Origin of the sequence: Pseudoalteromonas sp. TAB23 (assembly GCF_000498075.1) — a bacterium.
GTDB classification, from domain to species: Bacteria; Pseudomonadota; Gammaproteobacteria; order Enterobacterales; family Alteromonadaceae; genus Pseudoalteromonas; species Pseudoalteromonas arctica.
In genome coordinates this window covers 1-19,504 of sequence record NZ_AUTP01000308.1, presented here as the reverse complement: position 1 = coordinate 19,504, position 19,504 = coordinate 1, and the positions used below count along the sequence as shown (strand labels likewise).

The following is a 19,504-nucleotide window of genomic DNA, read 5'->3' as shown; positions in this document are numbered from 1 at the left end:
CTTTCTGCTAATTTAACAGCGCTAAAGCGGCTTGAAATACTTATTTCACCTTCAGGTTTACCATCACTGCGAGCCTGTTTTGTTATGTAGTTAATAATGCCACCTGAGGCACCATTACCATAAATAGAGGTTGCGCCTTTTATGACTTCAATGCGCGCTATTGCGCTGGCGTCTAACGTTTTTACGCCTAAAGAACCATTACGAAGAGGGGTTGATTGCGGTACACCATCAATCATTATTAATGGCGCACGACCGCGTAGTGTTTGTCCTGAATTACTTGAACTGCCTGTATCTGGGGCAAGCCCTGGAACCATTTGCGCGAGTAAGCTCCCCAATTCTGAGCTTACTTTTAAATGCTGTTGTATTTGTTGCTGATTTATAACGGTAATCGAGGCAGGTACTTCGTCAATGTTCTCTGATATGCGGCTGCCAGATACAATGACATGCTCTAACTGATCAGAAGTGTATTCATTTTTATTATTTTCATTTGCTAACGTGTTAGTACTTATTGCAACAGCAATAAGGCAAAGCGAAGTTTTTAACATGGGGTGTCTTAGTTGATAACAATTTACGTAATGGTAATTATTATCAACTAATGACGCAAGTGTTAATGAGATTTATTTCCATTTATGGCGTTTTAACCAAAAATATACACCGCTTACAATAAAAAATGCGAGTGAAAGGGCTATTAATAACCATAAAAACTGCACAATAGGACCTGCAAAATCACCAATGTGAAACTTATACTTAAAGTTCCATGCTTGTGTTGTGAGGTTGGTTTTACTGGCGTCAAATGAGTTTAATACTTTACCAGTAAATGGGTTAATCCAAACCCAGCTGTAAGCGTGGCTTTCGCCAGGGTTTTGCATTCTCAGTGCAATTGCTTCGTCATCATTTTTAGGTAAGTAAATTCTATATACTTTACCATCTGGAAATACGTTCTCTGCATTTTTAATTGCTTGATTGTAGTTTAACGCAGCTTGAGAAGGGGCTATTATTTTTGGCGCTTTAGGTCTTTGTTCTACTTTATTAAACGTCACAAATTCTAATACAGATTGAGTTTGTGTTTTCCAGTTAAATGCCATGCCAGTAAAGGCAATAAGCATAAGCGGTATAAAAAAGTAAACACCAAGCACTGTATGTAATTGATACATGAGCACTCTAAATTTGGCTTTTGGTTTTATAGCTAAACGTTTAACTCTGTTTTTGGGCTTTACCCATAAATAAAAGCCGAGTAATACATTTATTAAAAGTAGCAATGCACACACCGACATCCAATTTCGAAAGGTTTTTTCACCCTTACTGTTTTCAAACAACAGCCAGCGATGTAATCCCATAGCAAACCCATAAATCGTATCTGTTGATTCATAGACGTTTAGTACACTCCCTGAGTAGGGGTTAACGCTGGCGTAATGTTTATTGGCTAACCTAAATTGCCATGCGGCGTTTGGTGCTTGCTCGGGCATAAAAAAAGTGATTTTTTGCTTAGTTTGAACTTGTACATTTTGTATAAGTTCATCGTAAGGCATTAAATTTTCTTGTGGTGTTACTTGCCATTTTGCGGGTTCTATTAAGTGCTGTATGTCTTTTGCATAAATCATAACAGCACCGGTTAAGCTCACTATTAATAAAAATAGTCCGCTAATAAGGGCAAGGCCTAAATGAATTCTACGTAACCAAAGTTTCAAAAACGGTATCTCATTATGAGTTAATGGCAATATTGTAAATGATAATACGAGCTGTTTTCAATTAAATAGTTATGTATTTGGTTTAGCTTGTTATTAAGAACATTAAATTGGGCTTTAATTTGCGATTGGTCGGATTTCTATTATGCAATTTTCGATATTAAAATTGTCGTGTAAAAAGCTTTTTATTGTTGGTAAATTAATTAAGTGCTGAGTGCTAATAACAAGCTCACAATAATTTTCTTTATCATCTAGTTGCCAAAGCTTAATGCTAACTACCGATTCGATATTAAATTCATTACTAATAGCATGTGATATTGCGTGTGTATCAATGTTGCTAGGCGCTGCTTGCATTAAAATTTTGCAGCTTTGCTTTAATAGTAAAATGCCATGAAAAATGACATAGATAGAAATAAGCACAGTGGCAATTAAATCCACGATATACCACTGGTATAAAATAATTAAGGTGCCTGCAATAATAACAACAATAGATGCCATTGCATCTGATACGTTATGAATAAAGGCCGCTTTTATATTTATACTGTGATTTGCTCCAGCTCGGTAGGTTAAAAATGCGGTTGCTAAATCAATGACCAACGCTATTGCTGCCACCCACACAACTATCCAGCCATTAATTGGTTGAGGGTTTAAATAACTCGAAATTGATTCAAAAATTAAATACACACCAATTAATATTAATGTACTGCTATTAAAAAGAGTGGCGAGTATTTCAGCGCGTTTATAGCCAAAATGATGAGTGGCGTCAGCAGGTTTATTACCAACTTTACGTGCAACCAAGGCTATAAATATAGCGGCAGCATCACTTAAATTATGAAGGGCATCGGCTATAAGTGACAAACTGCCCGAAAATAACCCACCAATAACTTGGGCTATGGTTAGTAATACATTAATAAAAACTGCAACGGTGAGCTGCTTATTGCTTTGGTTTTCGTCTACATGACTATGTGAATGATCGTGCGCCATTGCCATAATCCCTTCAAATACATTGACTGAATATTGCTTATATCATGGGTGGTTTAAAACAGCTACAGAAGTTGTAGCGTAAGCAAGCGTAATTATAAGTTAGTAATAAAGGCGTATTTTTTAAAAAATGTGAATTTAAGATTGTAACGCTAAATACCGAGTTTTTAAGGAGTTTACGGCTCAAAACTTGCGTCTTTATATATTTAGTGCATTAATGTAAGTAATATTAAATGATTAAAAGCTGCTGGGTATTAAGCATGGACAAAGGTTTAAACTTTGGTGAATTAACAGGTAAAGGACAATCTGTTCGAAGTAAGTTAATTATAACCTTTATAATTATAGCTTTAGTGCCACTTTGTATACTTACGTGGTTTAGTCTTGAACACGTAAATCGCACCCTTAAACAAAATGCAGACACTGAACTAAACGAGCTTAATAATATAGGTAAGCAATTTGCTGATATTTGGTTTACAGACCATGTTAAAGATTTATATTTGCTTAGGGCGCAGTTTGATATCAGCCCCAATAAAAAGCTAAAATTAATTAATCAATTTATTGAGCAGTATGACTTTGTTAATCATGTAGAGCTTATTGATGTAAACCTCGTTAATTCACTACCTTCATCACCTTTTTTAAATGTTATTAAAGAGCCGCGCTTTAATAACATACGTTCTGGGATTATAAATACAGGAGAAATTCAATTTCAGTCAATGACAGTCTCAGGGCGTGAGTATCATATTATTGGTTTACCGGTATTAAATGACGAAAATAAGTTACAAACCATATTGCTCGCAGATATAAATTTAAACGGCTTATTAAATAATTTAAGTAAAATACACGCTGCTAATAAAGACATAACATTTTATGTTATGGACAATAATAAAATTCAAAAAAGTAATACTTCAAACGATACCCAACCATCATTTTTCTCTCAAAATGGCTCACCAATACAACGTGTTTTTTCTTATATTGATAAAAATGAAGTCACTTTATATGGATATATTAATTCATTAGAGTTTTTAAATGAGTCTGGCTGGCAGCTACTTGTATCAAAACCAAAAGAAGTCGCACTACAAGGTGCTAATTATTATAAGCAGCTCGCTGTATTAACTAATTCAGGTGCCTTACTGCTGATATTAACGTTGTCGTGGTGGTTTGGTCGCCGGCTTTCTCAGCCTTTAATTAACTTAGCTAAAATTGTTGAAAATATTACAAAAGGCGATTTAGTTAAAGTTCCAATAATAAACGATAGCATTGAATTTAATCAGCTTTCATTGGGCTTACGTAAGTTAGTAGCCGTAAAAGAAGAACAACAAAGTATATTACAAAAACAACGTTCGGCACTTCAAATTGCATTAAAACAATTAGCAGAACAAAAAAGTGCATTAGATGAACATGCCATTGTTGCTGTGACTGATTTGCATGGCACTATTACTTTTGTAAATAAGAAATTTTGTGAGATCAGTGGTTTCGACGAACATGAATTAATAGGCGAAAACCATCGCTTATTAAATTCAGGGAAACACGAAAAAGAATTCTTTAAAAATATGTACAAAACGCTTAAACGCGGTGATGTATGGAACGGGCAAATCTGTAATAAAGCTAAAAATGGTGGTTTTTATTGGGTAGATACCACCATTGCACCATTTCTAGATGAAAACGGTATACCACAAAACTATATTGCTATTCGTACCGACATTACAGCGCTTAAGTTACAAGAGCTAGAGCTTGAACAGCACAAAACACAGCTACAACTAGTGATTGACTCAACAGCAGTGGGTATTTGGGATTGGTACATTGATACTAAAAAGGTGACATTTAATAACCGTTGGGCCGAGATTATAGGTTACAAGCTCAGTGATATTGAACCTTGTACTATAGATACTTGGTATACCTATGCTCACCCTGATGATTTAGCTATGTCGGAGAAAAAACTTCAAGCGTATTTTTCCGGCGAGACTGACTATTATGTTAGTGAAGCCCGCATGAAACATAAAAATGGGCATTGGATTTGGGTTCTCGATACTGCAAAAATAGTTGAGTGGAATACCGATGGCTCTCCAAAACGCATGATCGGTACGCATTTAGATATATCAGATCGAAAATCTACAGAGCTTGAGCTACAAGGAAGCCGAGACAGATTTGCATCTTTGGTATCAAATATCCCTGGCATTATTTATCGATGTAAGTTTGATGACAAATTAAGCATGCTTTACATGAGCGAGCAAGCGAGTGAAATAACCGGTTATTCACCCGATGAGTTGATACATAACGAAGCCCTCTGCTTTTTTGATTTAATATGTGAAGACGATTCTAAAAAAATAAAAGATGAAATTGTCCGTTGTGTTAGCGCTAAGCAGTCATGGTCTGTTGAGTATAGAATTAAAGCCCGCGATGGCTCTTTGCATTGGGTAAACGAAAAAGGCCAAGCGATTTACGCAGATGATGGCAATATATTGTATTTAGATGGATTTATTTTAGATATTACAGAGCGTTACAATACACAATTAAAAATAAGCCGTCAGCAAAGCCTGCTTGAATCAATGAGTAAGCAAGGCCAGATTGGTGCATGGGAGATGGACCTAGATGCGCATACTCTTTATTGGTCTGATGAAGTTAAAGTTATCCACGAAGTACCAGAGGGATTTGAGCCGAGGATAGATACTGCTATTGATTTTTATAAACCAGGAATACACCGAGACACTATAAGTACCTTATTTGAATGCGCTGTGACTTTAGGTGAAAGCTGGAGTGTAGAGCTTATTATTTTGACCTATTCGGGGCAAGAGCGTTGGGTTAAATCAATGGGCCAAGCAGAGCTTAAAGATGGTAAATGCGTACGTGTTTTTGGCTCATTTCAAAGTATTGATGCACATAAGCGCCTTGAACTCGAAAGCGAAAAAGCAAACCGCTATAACAAAAATTTAGCCGCGCTTACAGTCGCACCTGAAGTGCAAAATAGTGATGTAGAGCAAGTTAAAAAGCTAGCCGTTAAATCTATGTGCGAAGTGCTAAATGTTGCACGTGCGTCGGTATGGATTTTTAACGATCAACGAGATGTAATGACATGTCATAGTTTATACATAGATGGACAAGGGTTTGTAGATACAGATGCTGTTTTAACTGCTAAAGACTACCCTGCATATTATAGCGCCATTTATAAGCAAAACTTAGTAGCCATTGATGATGTTTATACGCACCCAGCAACTGTTGATTTTATAGAAGCGTATACAAAGCCATTAAATATTAAATCGATGCTTGATGCAGTAATAGCAACTGGTGATGGTAATTTAGGTATTTTGTGCGCTGAAACAGTAGGCGAACATCACAATTGGACGCAAAGTGAAGAAACGTATCTTCGATCATTGGCTACTTTAGTGGGAAGTACTTTAATTTCTCAGCAACGAAAAGTAATCAGTGAGGAGTTAAAAGTAGCCCTTGTAAAAGCAGAAGATGCGGCTATTGCTAAGAGCCAATTTTTAGCCACGATGAGCCATGAAATAAGAACGCCAATGAATGGTGTACTCGGTATGCTAGAACTTGTTCAATTAGAGTCACTCCCTAAACCAATAGAAACAAAAGTAGGTATAGCCAAAACAAGTGCGCATTCTTTATTGGGTGTAATTAACGATATTTTAGATTTCTCTAAAGCCGAAGCGGGTAAAATCGAACTTGAAGAGATTAACTTTAATGGACGTGATTTAATTGGCGAAGTTGCTGCCGCACAAGCATTGACTGCTCAAGAAAAAGGTATAGAAATAATTTTAGATTTGGTAGCGCTAGAGCCTTCGCAGTTATGCGGGGATCCTGGGCGTATTCGACAAGTACTTACTAATTTGCTGAGTAACGCCGTTAAGTTTACGAGTAAGGGCGAGGTTGTTGTAAGCGCTAAAATTAATAAAGTGGCTCAAGGTTTAGAATTTGTTGCAAGTATAAAAGATTCAGGCATAGGAATAAGTGAAGAAAAGCAACAGCAGTTATTTACCCCTTTCTCTCAGGTAGATGCATCAACAACGCGTGAATACGGGGGCAGTGGCTTAGGGCTGGCTATTTGTAAGCAGCTTTGTGAGTTAATGGGAGGAGCAATCTCTCTTACAAGTGAAGCAGGTAAAGGGAGTACCTTTACCGCCACTATAATGTTAACTCCGGGAGATCAAAAAGAGCGTTATATTCCTAATATTAATATGGAAGAGCTAACAGTTTTAGTTGTTGACGATAACGAGACAAATCGAATTGTAATTTCACAACAGCTTGAACATTGGGGCGCTAAGGTTGCACTCGCATGTGATGCACATGAAGCACTTGATATGTGCGCGCAGCAATATAAAGATAAAAATTGCATGTACGACATTGCAGTGCTTGATATGCAAATGCCAGGAATGGATGGCATAGAGCTGTGTAAAGCACTAAAAGCACATGGACATTATAAATCAATGCCACTTGTAATGATGACCAGTATTGCTGGTATGGAAGGCGCGCAGCGTTATTCTAATGCTGGCTTTCAGGCATATTTTCCTAAACCAGTAACCACTGCCGATTTAATTTCTGCACTGTCGGTTATAACGAGTAATGATGCAGGCGAGACACTACCACTTGTTACGTCAGGCTATATTTCGTCACTTAAAAAAGAAAAGGTGCAGGAGTCTTCCCAAATACTACTGGTGGAAGATAATCCAATTAACCAACAGGTGGCTAAATTAATGCTCAAAAAGCTTAATTGTGACGTTACTATTGCTGGGAATGGCCAATTAGCGATTGATATATTAGAAGCGCATGATTCAGGATATTTTAAGCTTGTACTCATGGATTGCCAAATGCCTGTTATGGATGGNCTGCTATTCGTAAAGGCGTGGCGGGCATACAGCATAAAAACATTAAAATAATCGCTATCACCGCAAATGCAATGAACTCAGATAAAGAGCGTTGTATAACAGCTGGAATGGATGACTACTTGAGTAAACCTATTCAATTAGATATTTTAAAAGATAAATTAGAGCAGTATATTTAAGGTAAAAATACAATGAGCCAACCCGTTATAATACGTGATGCAAAACCAAGTGACGCAAAAACAATTTTGCACTTTATTACCGAACTTGCCATATATGAAAAAGAACCTGATGCAGTAAAAACAGACGAGCAGGCAATTTTAGATACTCTGTTTAGTGAAGGTGCAACTGCGCACAGCATAATTTGTTTAGAAGGTGATGAGCCAATTGGTTTTGCGGTATATTTTTATAATTACTCTACCTGGTTAGGTAAAAATGGCCTATACCTTGAAGATTTATACGTAAGCCCAGATAGCCGTGGCAATGGTGCAGGTAAAGCCATTATGAAACACTTAGCTAATAAGGCCATTAGTAATGACTGTGGTCGTTTTGAATGGGTAGTGCTTGATTGGAATAAACCCGCTATCGATTTTTACAATAGCATTGGTGCAAAGCCACAAAACGAATGGATTATATATCGCTTAACAGGGCAGGAATTATTAGACTTCGCTAAATAGTTAATGAAAATCATTTGCATTTAGTTTTGTGGGTGTGTAAGTTAAATACACACTCATAAATAAACGTGCAGATGATTATATGATCTCAAGTCAAAAACAACCCCACTCAGATTTACTTTATCTTGATCAAGCATTAAGCCCTTGGCAGTCGAATATAATGCAAGGTAATTATGCATTTGAACAAGGTGCACTTCTCGAAGCTCGCGATAAATACTTATTAGCTAAAACACTTGCAGATCATCTTCTTCAGCAGTTTTTATATGCTCAGATTAATAACACTGTCATTCATGCTATTGAGCACTGTATACCCGCACTTGTTGTTGCGTCACATAATTTAGCTGATACCTATATAGCTATGCAACAGCCTGAAAATGCATGCAAATGGCTATGCGAAGTACACTTAACACTCTCTTCATTAATTAAGCATACTCATTACGATATACAAAAAGTGAGTAAGCATCATTACATTAAAACATCTGCTGAACTTGTATCATTTGCAAGACGCTATCATTTTTTACCTGAGCTAATAGAGCAAGTGAATTTTTGCTTATGCTCTAAAGACTCAACAAACAGCCTGCTACATTAAAATAAAGGAGTAATTTATGGCGTTTACATTGCCAGCACTTGATTATGAATATGATGCGCTTGAGCCTCATTTAGACAGCAAAACGATGCATATTCACCACACATTACACCATCAAACGTATATCAATAAAGCCAATGCTGCTTTAGCAGATACTGTGTATGCAAACGCAAATGCTGAAGAGTTACTTAAGGGAATAAATGAGCTACCAAGTAATTTGCAAAAAGCAGTACAAGAGCATGTAGGAGGGCATTTTAATCACAGCTTATTTTGGCAAGTAATGAGCCCGCAAGGAGGAGGTGAACCTGAAGGTATTGTGGCTCAGGTTATAAATGAGCAACTAGGCAGTTTTGATAAATTTAAAGACCAATTTACAGCCGTGGCAATTAGCCAATTTGGTAGTGGTTGGGCGTGGTTATGTGTAACGCCGGATGAAAAGTTGATTGTAGAAAATAGTGCTAATCAAGATTGCCCTTTAATGCAGGGAAATATCCCTATTTTGGGACTTGATGTATGGGAGCATGCCTATTATTTGAAGTATCAAAATAAACGTCCTGACTATATTGCTGCATTTTATAATGTAATTAATTGGCAAGAAGTACAAAGGCGTTATTTATTGGCTATTGGTTGAGTGCCGAATATGGCTAGTAATACAGTTTATTTTGTATAAGCTAGGCTTTATTAGATTAATTAATAGAGCCGTTTATGGACACTTCACATTGGCAAAAAGCACGTCAGAGTCGCGATCCTCGTTTTGACGGGCTTTTTTACGTAGCGGTAAAAAGTACCGGCATTTATTGCAGACCTATTTGCCCTGCACCAACGGCTCACGAAAAAAACGTTACTTATTATCAGTTTGCCCATAACGCGGCGCAAGATGGTTTTAGGCCCTGCATTCGTTGCAGGCCCGATAGTGCCCCTGGCAGCGCAGCATGGCAGGGTACAAAAACGACTGCACTTAGAGCAAAACAGTTAATAGATCAAAATGACGAGCACGACTGCGAAAAATTAGCAGCTCGTTTAGGTGTAAGTAGTCGTTATTTAAGACAGTTGTTTAAGCAGTATTTTGGCGTGTCGATTACGCAATATCGATTATTTAACCAATGTCACTTTGCTAAAAAGCTGATTCAAGAAACACATTTACCCCTTACCGAAATAGCGTTTTCCGCAGGCTTTAAAAGCATTAGGCGCTTTAATGATGCATTTTTACAGCAGTTAAATATAGCTCCCTCGAAGCTGCGCAGTGGCGATAAAAAACCAACGTCAACACTCACTTTAACCCTGCCATTTAGGCCGCCTTATAATTGGCCTGCTTTGCAGAGCTTTTTACAAAGGCGCTTGATAAAACCAATAGAGTGGATAACGCAGACGACCTACGGACGTACTTTTGCAAGTGAGGAATATAAAGGAAGCTTTACCGCTGAATTTATAGCAAGTAAAAATCACTTTAGTGTGTCTATCGATATAGATAATACGGTGTACTTACAACCTGTTATAAATAATATACGCCGTGTGCTTGATTTAGATGCCGATATTAATTTAATTCAAACGCATTTAAGCGCCAATATAAACAATGCGTTTACAGTATGTGAAGGGCTCAGACTTCCAGGGGTTTGGTCAAGTTTTGAAGCCGGTATAAGGGCAGTACTTGGACAACAAGTGAGTGTTACTGCGGCGCATAATTTAGTAACAAAGTTAGTTGATGAATTAGGCGAAAAAGAGGGCTATGCCGTTTATTTTCCTACGGCTAAAATTGTTGCTAATAGTGATTTTGCATTTTTTAAAATGCCACAAGCACGCAAAAATGCGCTACACAACTTAGCCCAGTTTTGTGCACTAAATCCTGAAAATGACGATTTAGACGAATGGCTTAATTTAAAGGGAATTGGTCCTTGGACGGTAAATTATGCAAAGTTGCGAGGGCAAAGCCAGCCCGATATATTACTTGATGGCGACTTAGGTGTTAAAAAAGCTCAAGCGGCGGCAAACCCTTTCGTACCTGCTAACAGCGCTCCTTTTCGCTCTTACTTAACTTTTCAACTTTGGCAGCAATTATAATGATCATTCAAACATCAATTTCGAGCCCTATAGACGACATAATTATTCAAGCGACAGATAAAGGAGTGAGTTACGTTGGGTTTTATCCTCCAGTTGAGCACCCTCATACGCCATTTGAACAAGTCGCTAACAAGGCGGTGCTTATTTGTGCTGCGCAGTTAAATGAGTACTTTGCAAAAAAACGCACTACTTTTGATGTACCACTTGATACAAACGGTACGGTATTTCAACAAAGCGTATGGCAAGCACTATTAACGGTGCCTTTTGGGCAATCACAAACATACGGCTATATTGCAAACCAACTCAATAACCCAAAAGCAGTGAGGGCAGTAGGTGCTGCGAATGGTAAAAATCCGATTAGCATTATAGTGCCTTGCCACCGAATTATTGGCGCAAATGCAAAGTTAACGGGCTATGCTGGTGGGCTTGATAGGAAACTTTGGTTGCTGAAACACGAAGGATTAATGTAAATTAATTTAACGAATATTTTGTATGTTTAGTTCTACATACTACACTGTAGATTTAGTTTATAAATAAAAATCACTATGAAAATTAGAACGTTACTTTATATTTTTGTTTTGAAGTGTATTGTTTTTTGCGATGGCGTTACGGCCAAAGAATTACTTTTTTGTTATGAAGATAAAAACGCAGCACCACTATTTTTTGGTGTTGATAAGGCTATACCTATTGATCAACCTGATGCCTCAGTTGAGGTTTTAAGTTTATTAGATAAAGCGATTGATGGTGTTGAGATTAAGTTTGTTAGAAAACCATGGCGTAGATGCTTAAGCGATTTAGAATTTAATCGAGTTAATGCTGTTATTGCCAGTTACCGCAAAGGACGAGAAAACGTTGCTGTTTACCCTGTTGATCAGCAAGGTAAGTTACAAGATGACTATGCAGTAAGTGAATTTAGTAGCTGCCTTATAGGGCGTTATAAATTTCATAAAGAATGGGAGACTCGCGAAGTATTTCAAAATAAAGCATTTACGATAGCTATTCCTAATGGCTATGGACTAAATAGCGCGTTAAAAGAAGAGCCATTTTTTATTCATAATACGTTTTCTAAAAGCAAAGCTTTTGAGTTGCTAGATAAGGGCGTGGTGCAGGCGAGCGTTGATCTATGCCAAGTTGATGGCTTAAAAGTGTCGAGTTATCCGTATGAGGGTAATAATGTTAAACCTATTTATCCCCCTTACGAAACCGGCCATGGTTACCTTGTTTTTTCAAAAAAATTCTACGAAGAAAATAACACTCTAAGTTGGGAAATGTGGCAATGGTTATCAAAGTTTGAAAGTGCACCTGTGTATATTAAATACTTACAAACACTTAAATAACCTCGTTAAATTCGCGTTTGTAAATTGGTATTAATTTAATATTAAGGTAGCATAAGCGCACTTTTTATAAAATGGCACCGCAATGGCTCAATTATACTTTTACTACTCTGCAATGAACGCGGGTAAATCAACTACGTTATTACAATCTGCATTTAATTATAAAGAACGTGGCATGGAACCAGTGATCCTTACTGCTGCCATTGATGATAGACAAGGCGTGGGTAAAGTATCGTCTCGTATTGGCTTGCAAGCAGATGCGCATGTATTTGATGCTAGTAAAGATGTATTTGATCTTATTCAATCACTCAACAATGATAAAAAACGCCATTGTGTATTAGTTGACGAGTGCCAATTTTTATCAAAAGAACAAGTAATGCAATTAACCGATGTGGTTGATGAATTAGGTATACCGGTATTGTGTTATGGCTTGCGTAACGACTTTAGAGGCGAGCTATTTATAGGGTCGCAATATTTGCTTGCGTGGGCTGATAAGTTAGTTGAGCTTAAAACTGTATGCCACTGTGGACGTAAAGCAAACCATGTACTGCGTACCGATGAAAATGGTGAAGCAATAGCCGATGGTAACCAAGTAGAAATTGGCGGCAATGACCGATATGTTTCGGTATGCCGCAAACATTATAAAGCCGCGTTAAATATGGGCCGACAAAGCATTTAAAAATGTATCAATATCTTCGCGCGTAATATCTAAATGCGTTACTAGCCTAAGCTGCTTGCTTGGGCTAAATAGTATACCTTGTTGTTTAAGTGCCTCAGCAATCTCTTCAATGTTTATACTGCTAGTGTATGTTGCGTAAACCATATTAGTGGTGTTACTCATATCTACAGTAAAGCCACTGATTTCACTTAATTGTTGAGCCAAATAACGTGCATTTGCATGATCGTCTTTTAAGCGCTCTACATTGTGCTCAAGTGCAAACTGCCCGGCAGCTGCAAGCATTCCGGCTTGGCGCATACCGCCACCAAGTACTTTTCTCCATCGTCTTGCTTTATTAATAAGTGCTGGTGAGCCTAATAATAAAGAGCCTACGGGCGCCCCCAAACCTTTAGATAAACAAATAGAAATTGAGTCAAAGTGCTTTGTGATTTCAGTGATATCAATATTTAGCTCAACAGCGGCATTAAAAGCACGTGCGCCGTCTAAGTGCAGCGCTAAATTATGCGTATTAACAAAGTCACGAGCTTGGGCTAAGTACTCAAGCGGGAGCACTTTTCCGCCTATGGTATTTTCTAAGCTAAGTAATCGCGTGTTTGCAAAATGGCAATCGTCTGGTTTTATTGCTGCAGCTATTTTACTGAAGGGGATGCTACCATCGGCTTCATTTTCAATAGGCTGTGGTTGCACAGACCCTAAAACAGCTGCTCCGCCACCCTCAAACTTATAATTGTGAGCATTTTGGCCACAAATGTATTCGTCACCTCGCTCACAATGCGCCATTATTGCAAGTAAGTTGGCTTGTGTACCTGAGCTACAATAAAGTGCGGCTTTAAAGTTAAAACGCTTACACGCATAGGCTTCTAGTTGGTTAACGCTTTCATCATCACCGTATACATCGTCACCAACCGGTGCGCTGTACATAATATCGCGCATTGTGTTTGTTGGTTTTGTAACTGTATCAGAGCGAAAATCTATCATGATTGCCTTATCCTTTTTATTGTTTTTAATAAAATTGGTATTAATCAAGCTCGCTACAAATTTGCTCACGAGTGTCTTTATCAAAGTAAGTCCATGCAATAAAACGGCTGATTTTTTGACCTTGTGCCATATCAACTATTTTATATTGTGCTATTGGGTGGGCTTTTAATACTTCTTCAAGAGCTGCAATATTATCTTTTTTGGATACTAACGACGTAAACCACAGTACTTGCTCTGCAAAGTCTTCGCTCTCTTTAATCATGTTAGAGATAAACTGTACTTCACCGCCTTCACACCATAATTCATTATTATGACCACCAAAATTAAGTGCGCTACTGGGTGTTTTTCCTAGGTTTTTCCACTTACGTTCACTGCCTTTACTTGCCTCTTCTTCGCTTGCATGAAACGGAGGGTTACAGAGCGTTAAATGATATAGATCTTTTTGATTTACAACGCCTTTAAAAATATGTGATGCGTTTTTTTGTTGTTTTAGGGTTATTTTTAAACTATTAAACTGAGCAATTTGCTTTGCTATTTTTACCGAAGCTGCATCAATATCAGTCCCTGTAAAATGCCACTTATATTCACTTGTACCAGTAAGCGGATAAACTAAGTTAGCGCCAGTGCCAATATCAAGCACTTTAATTTGCTTACCTAAAGGTATTTGTTGTTGATTATCATCACTTAATAAGTCAGCTAAGTAATGAATGTAGTCAACACGCCCAGGTATAGGTGGACATAAATTGTGCTCAGGAATATCCCAAAAATCAATATTATAATGTGCTTTTAAAAGAGCTTGATTGAGTGTTTTAACGGCTTTGTTATCACTAAAATCAATACTTTTAGTACCTGCAGGTGTGGTTATAACAAAAGGCAGTAGAGCAGGGTGCTCTGTTGTTAATAAATCGAAGTCGTACCCATTTTTATGTAGGTTACGAGGGTGTAATTTTGAACGTGCATTATTTTCTTTCATGGCTTCATTTTAACAACAGATATGATGTGGTGATTGTAACAAATGCTGATGAGTAAAGTGCAGACATTTCCTTTGGTATATTTAATATTGCTGGTAGGATGAGTTGAAAATAATAAAAAGGAATAACTGTGGCGATTTCTCAGCAATCAATAATTATTAATTTAGACGCTCACCAAACACTTCATTTACGTCGAATCAGCGATGATAATCAGCAAGGGCCTATCGTATTTTTTATGCATGGAGCTGTAGAAAACGGTAAAATTTTTTACACCCATTCTAATAAAGGGCTAGCCCCTTTTTTGGCTGAGCATGGGTACCGATGCTATGTGGCTGATTTACGTGGCCGAGGTGATAGTAAGCCGGTTATTTCAAGTGACGCTAAGTACGGGCAAACCGAGGCCATTTTAGAAGATATTCCAGCCTTTATTAAGCAAATAGAGTTGATTGAAGGCAAGAAGCCTGACTACTGGGTCGCTCACTCTTGGGGCGGGGTATTGATGAACAGCGCGTTTGCACGTTTTCCAGAATATATTAATGATGTAAAAGCGTGTGTGTATTTTGGCTCTAAGCGTTCTTTATTTAATAATCATCCTCAAAAATTATTACAAGCCAATTTAATTTGGTATTTTATGGCACCTTTACTTGCTAAAAAACACGGCTATTTAAATGCTAAAGGTTATAAGTGGGGAAGCGATAACGAAACTCAAAAGTCGCATTATCAAAGTATGCAATGGGCTAAAAAGAAGCCATGGATAGATTCTGATGATAATTTTGATTATGCAAAAGCGCTAAAGAGCCTGCATTTAGCGCCAACGCTTCATATTGCTGCGGTAAAAGATAAAGCATTAGCGCAACCAATCGATATTCAAAAATTTATGGACGAATCAGGGCCTGGCATTCAACAAATGCGAATTTACGGTCGTAAACACGGGCATAATTTTGATTACGATCATATTAATATGCTTACCCACCCAAGTGCGCGTGATGATCAATTTAAAGATTTACTTAATTGGTTTAAAGCACATCTGTAGGAGCTGTTGACCTTTCAGGGTTGAACCCAAAAGGCAGCGCATGTTTGGTCTTTATGCTACGTTATCGCCTATTTATGGGGAATGACCACACTTCATAGGCTCTGCCTTGTCTAAAAACCAAACAGCCTACTGCAAATTTAACCTCGAAAGATAAACAGGACCTAATTAATTCTCATCAAGCAACTTTAAAAGGGGTGTTTTGTAACGCTCCCACTTAGCGATTGCGGCGTTATTAATAGGTTGGCGAATAGCATGTTTACTCAACGTGGTTACCGGTGTTTTTTGTTTATAAAATGCTAAGCAGCGCTCTTCAAAATGACAGTTTAAAAAACCAAGTAACTGCGTTAGCTGCTCTTTTGGGTTACTCACTAAATCTTCGTAACTGACATCATAAATTGGCATACCTTTAAAGGAGTGCCAATGGCTCATCAGTTTTTCATACATACTATGGTAAAGCTTAAACTCAGGTAGTGAGCAAAAATAAGGCTCGTTTTCGGCAAAGTAATTAGTGAAAATAGAAAACGCTGTAGCATTAAAATTACGACTTAAGTTTATAAATTTGGCATTTGGAAATAGGATATATATTAGTCCGAGCGACTGATAATTACTCGGCAGTTTATTTATTATAAAAGGTCTGATGGGCGATGCTGTTTTTAATGTTGTGATATAAAGCTCGCGGGCTTTTTTGATTAAGTCAGGCGTTAAATGCGCTAAACATTGCGGGTAAGCAACTCCCGTTTTTTGTTCGATAAAAGCAACCGCGTTATTACTAATACTCGTACTTTCTCCTAGGCTCGAAAACTGACTATGGCTTGCCAACATTTGCTCCAGGAGGGTAGAGCCACTACGAGGCATACCAATAATAAAGACAGGCGTAATATTACCTGTAAATTTTTTATCGGCAGAGGCAATAAATTCCTCGGTGTTGTATTTTATTATTTCATCGTAAAAAGGGATTAAATCTTTAGTGCTAAATTCACTTAATTTTTTTTGTAATTTATTTGCCAATATAAAATAATTAAATGCTTGCTCGGTATCTTCAAGTGCATCGTAACTGTTTGCTAATGCGTAGTAACACACCATTTTTAAACGTAAATTGCTCGTTTGAGTTAGTAAGTGGTGTAAATTACTTACATAATTATGTTCTTTATCAAAGCGGCCTAACTGCACAAGTTCAAACAAAATATAGGCTGTTACAGGGTATACACCAATGCTGAGTGCATGGGCAAAGGTTGTATGGGCTTTATCTAACTCGCCATATATTAAGTAGTGTTGTGCTAAGTAGTAATGAGGCTCTGGGTTATGACTTGCTAATTTTTTTGCGTATTCAAGTACGGTTAACGCATCGTTTGGCGAATTAACACCGTTAAATGCATCAGCAAGGGCATGTAATGGTTCAAGCATATGAGGCATGCGCTCACACGCTTTTTGGAGTAAGTATACAGCAGTGTCATAACGCTCTAGTCGTAGGGCAATTCTGCCTAAGCCAAATAAAGCTTCGCCATTTTCAGGGTTACTATTTAATAGCGTTTTAAAATGAAACTCAGCTTCTTTGAGTTTATTTTGTTGCAGTAGTTGGTTAGCTTTTTCAAGTAGCATAGTTATACCAATTTTATTAAAGAAATAATCATTCTATCGCATTAAATAGCGTACTCACTGCGTTAAAAATTATTCATATAGAGCAACTATATATCATAGTTTTCTCCTTGTTATTACGCTATTTTCTGAGCGCTATAATAGAACACTTATTCAATGCAATTGGTATTGTTCATTATTATTTTTATTAACTATAAAATTAAAAAGGCGAAATGTCTTTAACATTTCGCCTTTGGTTCTTCATGAAAATAGTTTAAAAAGTATATGTTGCTTTAGCGTAGTAAAAGCCACCGTTAATACCAAACGGAGATGTTTCGTAGAACTGACCACCCCAGTTGTTATTAGGGATACCCGTTGCATCTGCAAAATCAAGTTTTTCAGCATCTTGGTCGAATAAGTTTTGAGCGCCTACAGAGAAGCTAACAGATTCATTTAAGAAGTAAGTTACTTCAGCATCAATAGTGACTGCAGCATCAGCTGTTTTAGCTGTTGCATCATAATCAACGTGAACACCTTGGTATTCGCCGTAGTAGTTTGCACGAGCAAATGCAGAAACTGATTCCCATTGTTGAGACAATGTGAACGTTGCACGATGGTTAGGTAAATCTTCTTCTAAGCGTTTAACTTTAAACGCACCTGTAATTTCACTAAATTGAGTTACTTCAGTATCATTCCAGTTATAAGCAAGGCTAAATGTAGAGCTACCGCCCATTAGTTCAGCAGTATAGTTTGCAACTAAATCGATACCTTGAGTTGTTGTATCAAAGTCATTTGTAAAAAAGCTTACCTGAGCAAGACCTTGTACATTAGGAACTCCAGCGGCTGTAAGTGTATCTTTATCTGCTTGGCTTAAGTTGATTTTATCTGATTGGCTAATACGGTCATCAACTTGAATGTTGTAGTAATCAAGCGTTAAAAATAACTCGCCGATTGTGTATACAGCACCAAGTGTATAGCTTTGTGATTCTTCCGGCTCAAGCTCTGTACCACCTAATTGCACTGCAATAGGGTTTGTTGGTGGAAGAAGCGCTGAATCTTGTAATACACCGCTGTCTAAGCTTGTTTGTACGTTACTTACGTTAGCTTGACCAACTGTAGGTGCACGGAAACCGCTACTTACAGAACCACGAATATTTAAATCTTCAGTTAAATGGTATTGAGCCATTACTTTGTAGTTAGTTGTAGTACCAAAGCTGTCGTAGTCTTCAAAGCGAAGCGCTACGCCCATTAAAAAGTCTTCAGTAAATGGTGCTTCAACATCAACATACGCTGCATAGTTACGACGAGAAAACTCACCTGCTTGTGATGGTTTAAAACCAGGGAAGCCGTTAGAGCCAATACCAAAACCTTTTGCTGTTAAAGGGCCTGCAGTGTAAGATTCTTCATCACCAGAAATGATAGTGAATGTTTCTTCATGCCATTCAAAACCACCGGCAACGTTTACATCATAAGCTAAACCAAAGTCGACACCCTTTGATAAATCAAAGTTAAAGTTTTTCTCTAGCTGTTCATATTTACCCGGACTGAAGTCACGTGGCGTATCTGCACCTAAAGAAGCATTAACCGTGTCATAGATGAAGTAACGTGATTCATTTAAACCCACAGTACCGCTTAAGTCATAGTAAGTATCTTTTAAGAAACCACCAGTGAATCGCCCTTTAGTACCAATAGTTAAAGAAGTATCAGTAATGTTGCCGCCAAAGTTAGGTGTAAAGCCACCTGGAAGCGTTTCGTTAAAGGCAAAACAATCTGGGTTGTTCGCTACACCATTTATATAAGCAGGATCATCTAATACGTTGCCATCTGTTATTGCAATAGTAGGACAGTTAGCGCTCATATCAGGTGTTAAATCTGCAACAAGTAGTGTTTCGCCACCATCATTTGAGTAAACGCCAGAACGTGTTTGCGGGTTACGGTAGTAAAAGCCGCCGCGTACATCACGTTCAGAGTAATTACCAAACATGTAAAATTCAGAATCGTTCGTTAGCTCTAAACCTACGTTACCAAAAATTGTAATATCGTCGTTTACTTCTGGTGCGCCCCATACTTGTGCAAGAGAAGATACATCAGGAACACCGGCAGCTGAAAGTGCTGCGGCAT

At 37.7% G+C, this 19,504-nt stretch carries 14 protein-coding genes and 2 pseudogenes (1 of these 16 cut by a window edge); 9 read left to right on the top strand and 7 right to left on the bottom strand.

Going from position 1 to position 19,504, the window contains the following annotated elements; genetic code table 11:
* The 3 genes and pseudogenes from L654_RS01000000126460 to L654_RS0119700 all read right to left on the bottom strand — a co-directional run.
* Nucleotides 1-545: pseudogene (locus tag L654_RS01000000126460) on the bottom strand (TonB-dependent receptor); it reaches 1,577 nt to the left of the window's first position.
* Nucleotides 546-617: 72 nt separating this feature from the next.
* Nucleotides 618-1,688 (bottom strand): PepSY-associated TM helix domain-containing protein, encoded by a 1,071-nt coding sequence (locus L654_RS0119705; RefSeq protein WP_024608846.1) that lies wholly within the window; start codon nt 1,686-1,688, stop codon nt 618-620.
* Between the two features lie 114 nt (nt 1,689-1,802).
* Nucleotides 1,803-2,669: a cation diffusion facilitator family transporter gene (locus L654_RS0119700; RefSeq protein WP_024608845.1), complete on the bottom strand. Its 867-nt coding sequence runs from the start codon at nt 2,667-2,669 to the stop codon at nt 1,803-1,805.
* 257 nt (nt 2,670-2,926) lie between these two features.
* On the opposite strand from L654_RS0119700, the pseudogene L654_RS01000000126455 reads away from it, so the two are divergent.
* The 8 genes and pseudogenes from L654_RS01000000126455 to L654_RS0119660 all read left to right on the top strand — a co-directional run bounded on the left by L654_RS01000000126455 (nt 2,927) and on the right by L654_RS0119660 (nt 12,826).
* A pseudogene (locus L654_RS01000000126455) lies at nt 2,927-7,677 on the top strand (PAS domain-containing protein).
* A 12-nt stretch (nt 7,678-7,689) separates the two neighbouring features.
* Nucleotides 7,690-8,172, top strand: a complete 483-nt coding sequence (locus L654_RS0119690; RefSeq protein WP_024608844.1) for a GNAT family N-acetyltransferase — start codon at nt 7,690-7,692, stop codon at nt 8,170-8,172.
* Between the two features lie 79 nt (nt 8,173-8,251).
* Complete coding sequence (locus L654_RS0119685) at nt 8,252-8,758, top strand: hypothetical protein (protein WP_024608843.1); 507 nt, start codon at nt 8,252-8,254, stop codon at nt 8,756-8,758.
* Nucleotides 8,759-8,774: 16 nt separating this feature from the next.
* The gene (locus L654_RS0119680) at nt 8,775-9,386 is read left to right on the top strand and encodes a superoxide dismutase (RefSeq protein WP_024608842.1); all 612 of its coding nucleotides are present in this window, start codon (nt 8,775-8,777) and stop codon (nt 9,384-9,386) included.
* Between the two features lie 74 nt (nt 9,387-9,460).
* Nucleotides 9,461-10,813 carry an AlkA N-terminal domain-containing protein gene (locus L654_RS0119675; protein WP_024608841.1) on the top strand — a complete coding sequence of 451 codons (1,353 nt, stop codon included), beginning with the start codon at nt 9,461-9,463 and terminating at the stop codon, nt 10,811-10,813.
* A complete protein-coding gene (locus tag L654_RS0119670) occupies nt 10,813-11,283 on the top strand; it encodes a methylated-DNA--[protein]-cysteine S-methyltransferase (RefSeq protein WP_007582340.1) in 471 nt (156 codons plus the stop codon). The genes L654_RS0119675 and L654_RS0119670 overlap by 1 nt, the downstream gene beginning before the upstream one ends.
* Before the next feature lie 75 nt (nt 11,284-11,358).
* Nucleotides 11,359-12,150 (top strand): amino acid ABC transporter substrate-binding protein, encoded by a 792-nt coding sequence (locus L654_RS0119665; RefSeq protein WP_024608840.1) that lies wholly within the window; start codon nt 11,359-11,361, stop codon nt 12,148-12,150.
* An 82-nt stretch (nt 12,151-12,232) separates the two neighbouring features.
* The gene (locus L654_RS0119660) at nt 12,233-12,826 is read left to right on the top strand and encodes a thymidine kinase (RefSeq protein ID WP_007582344.1); all 594 of its coding nucleotides are present in this window, start codon (nt 12,233-12,235) and stop codon (nt 12,824-12,826) included.
* Here L654_RS0119660 and ltaE read toward each other — a convergent pair.
* On the bottom strand, nt 12,800-13,804 hold the full coding sequence (gene ltaE / locus L654_RS0119655; protein ID WP_024608839.1) for a low-specificity L-threonine aldolase: 1,005 nt from the start codon (nt 13,802-13,804) through the stop codon (nt 12,800-12,802). The two genes, L654_RS0119660 and ltaE, sit on opposite strands and share 27 nt — an antisense overlap.
* A 40-nt stretch (nt 13,805-13,844) precedes the next feature.
* A complete protein-coding gene (gene rlmF, locus L654_RS0119650; RefSeq protein ID WP_024608838.1) occupies nt 13,845-14,777 on the bottom strand; it encodes a 23S rRNA (adenine(1618)-N(6))-methyltransferase RlmF in 933 nt (310 codons plus the stop codon).
* A gap of 128 nt (nt 14,778-14,905) precedes the next feature.
* On the opposite strand from rlmF, the gene L654_RS0119645 reads away from it, so the two are divergent.
* On the top strand, nt 14,906-15,808 hold the full coding sequence (locus L654_RS0119645) for an alpha/beta fold hydrolase (protein ID WP_024608837.1): 903 nt from the start codon (nt 14,906-14,908) through the stop codon (nt 15,806-15,808).
* 165 nt (nt 15,809-15,973) lie between these two features.
* Here L654_RS0119645 and L654_RS0119640 read toward each other — a convergent pair whose 3' ends face one another.
* Together L654_RS0119640 and L654_RS0119635 are read right to left on the bottom strand one after the other, a co-directional pair.
* Nucleotides 15,974-17,407, bottom strand: a complete 1,434-nt coding sequence (locus L654_RS0119640) for a sulfotransferase (protein ID WP_024608836.1) — start codon at nt 17,405-17,407, stop codon at nt 15,974-15,976.
* 250 nt (nt 17,408-17,657) lie between these two features.
* Nucleotides 17,658-19,504 (bottom strand): TonB-dependent receptor (locus tag L654_RS0119635; RefSeq protein ID WP_024608835.1); only part of this gene is annotated, 1,847 nt, incomplete at its 5' end.

Coding starts and splice junctions, on each gene's coding strand:
- L654_RS0119660 (WP_007582344.1), top strand. CDS start 12,233: ATGGCTCAATTATACTTTTACTACTCTGCAATGAACGCGGGTAAATCA.
- L654_RS0119675 (WP_024608841.1), top strand. CDS start 9,461: ATGGACACTTCACATTGGCAAAAAGCACGTCAGAGTCGCGATCCTCGT.
- L654_RS0119685 (WP_024608843.1), top strand. CDS start 8,252: ATGATCTCAAGTCAAAAACAACCCCACTCAGATTTACTTTATCTTGAT.
- rlmF (WP_024608838.1), bottom strand. CDS start 14,777: ATGAAAGAAAATAATGCACGTTCAAAATTACACCCTCGTAACCTACAT.
- ltaE (WP_024608839.1), bottom strand. CDS start 13,804: ATGATAGATTTTCGCTCTGATACAGTTACAAAACCAACAAACACAATG.
- L654_RS0119690 (WP_024608844.1), top strand. CDS start 7,690: ATGAGCCAACCCGTTATAATACGTGATGCAAAACCAAGTGACGCAAAA.
- L654_RS0119670 (WP_007582340.1), top strand. CDS start 10,813: ATGATCATTCAAACATCAATTTCGAGCCCTATAGACGACATAATTATT.
- L654_RS0119665 (WP_024608840.1), top strand. CDS start 11,359: ATGAAAATTAGAACGTTACTTTATATTTTTGTTTTGAAGTGTATTGTT.
- L654_RS0119680 (WP_024608842.1), top strand. CDS start 8,775: ATGGCGTTTACATTGCCAGCACTTGATTATGAATATGATGCGCTTGAG.
- L654_RS0119640 (WP_024608836.1), bottom strand. CDS start 17,407: ATGCTACTTGAAAAAGCTAACCAACTACTGCAACAAAATAAACTCAAA.
- L654_RS0119700 (WP_024608845.1), bottom strand. CDS start 2,669: ATGGCGCACGATCATTCACATAGTCATGTAGACGAAAACCAAAGCAAT.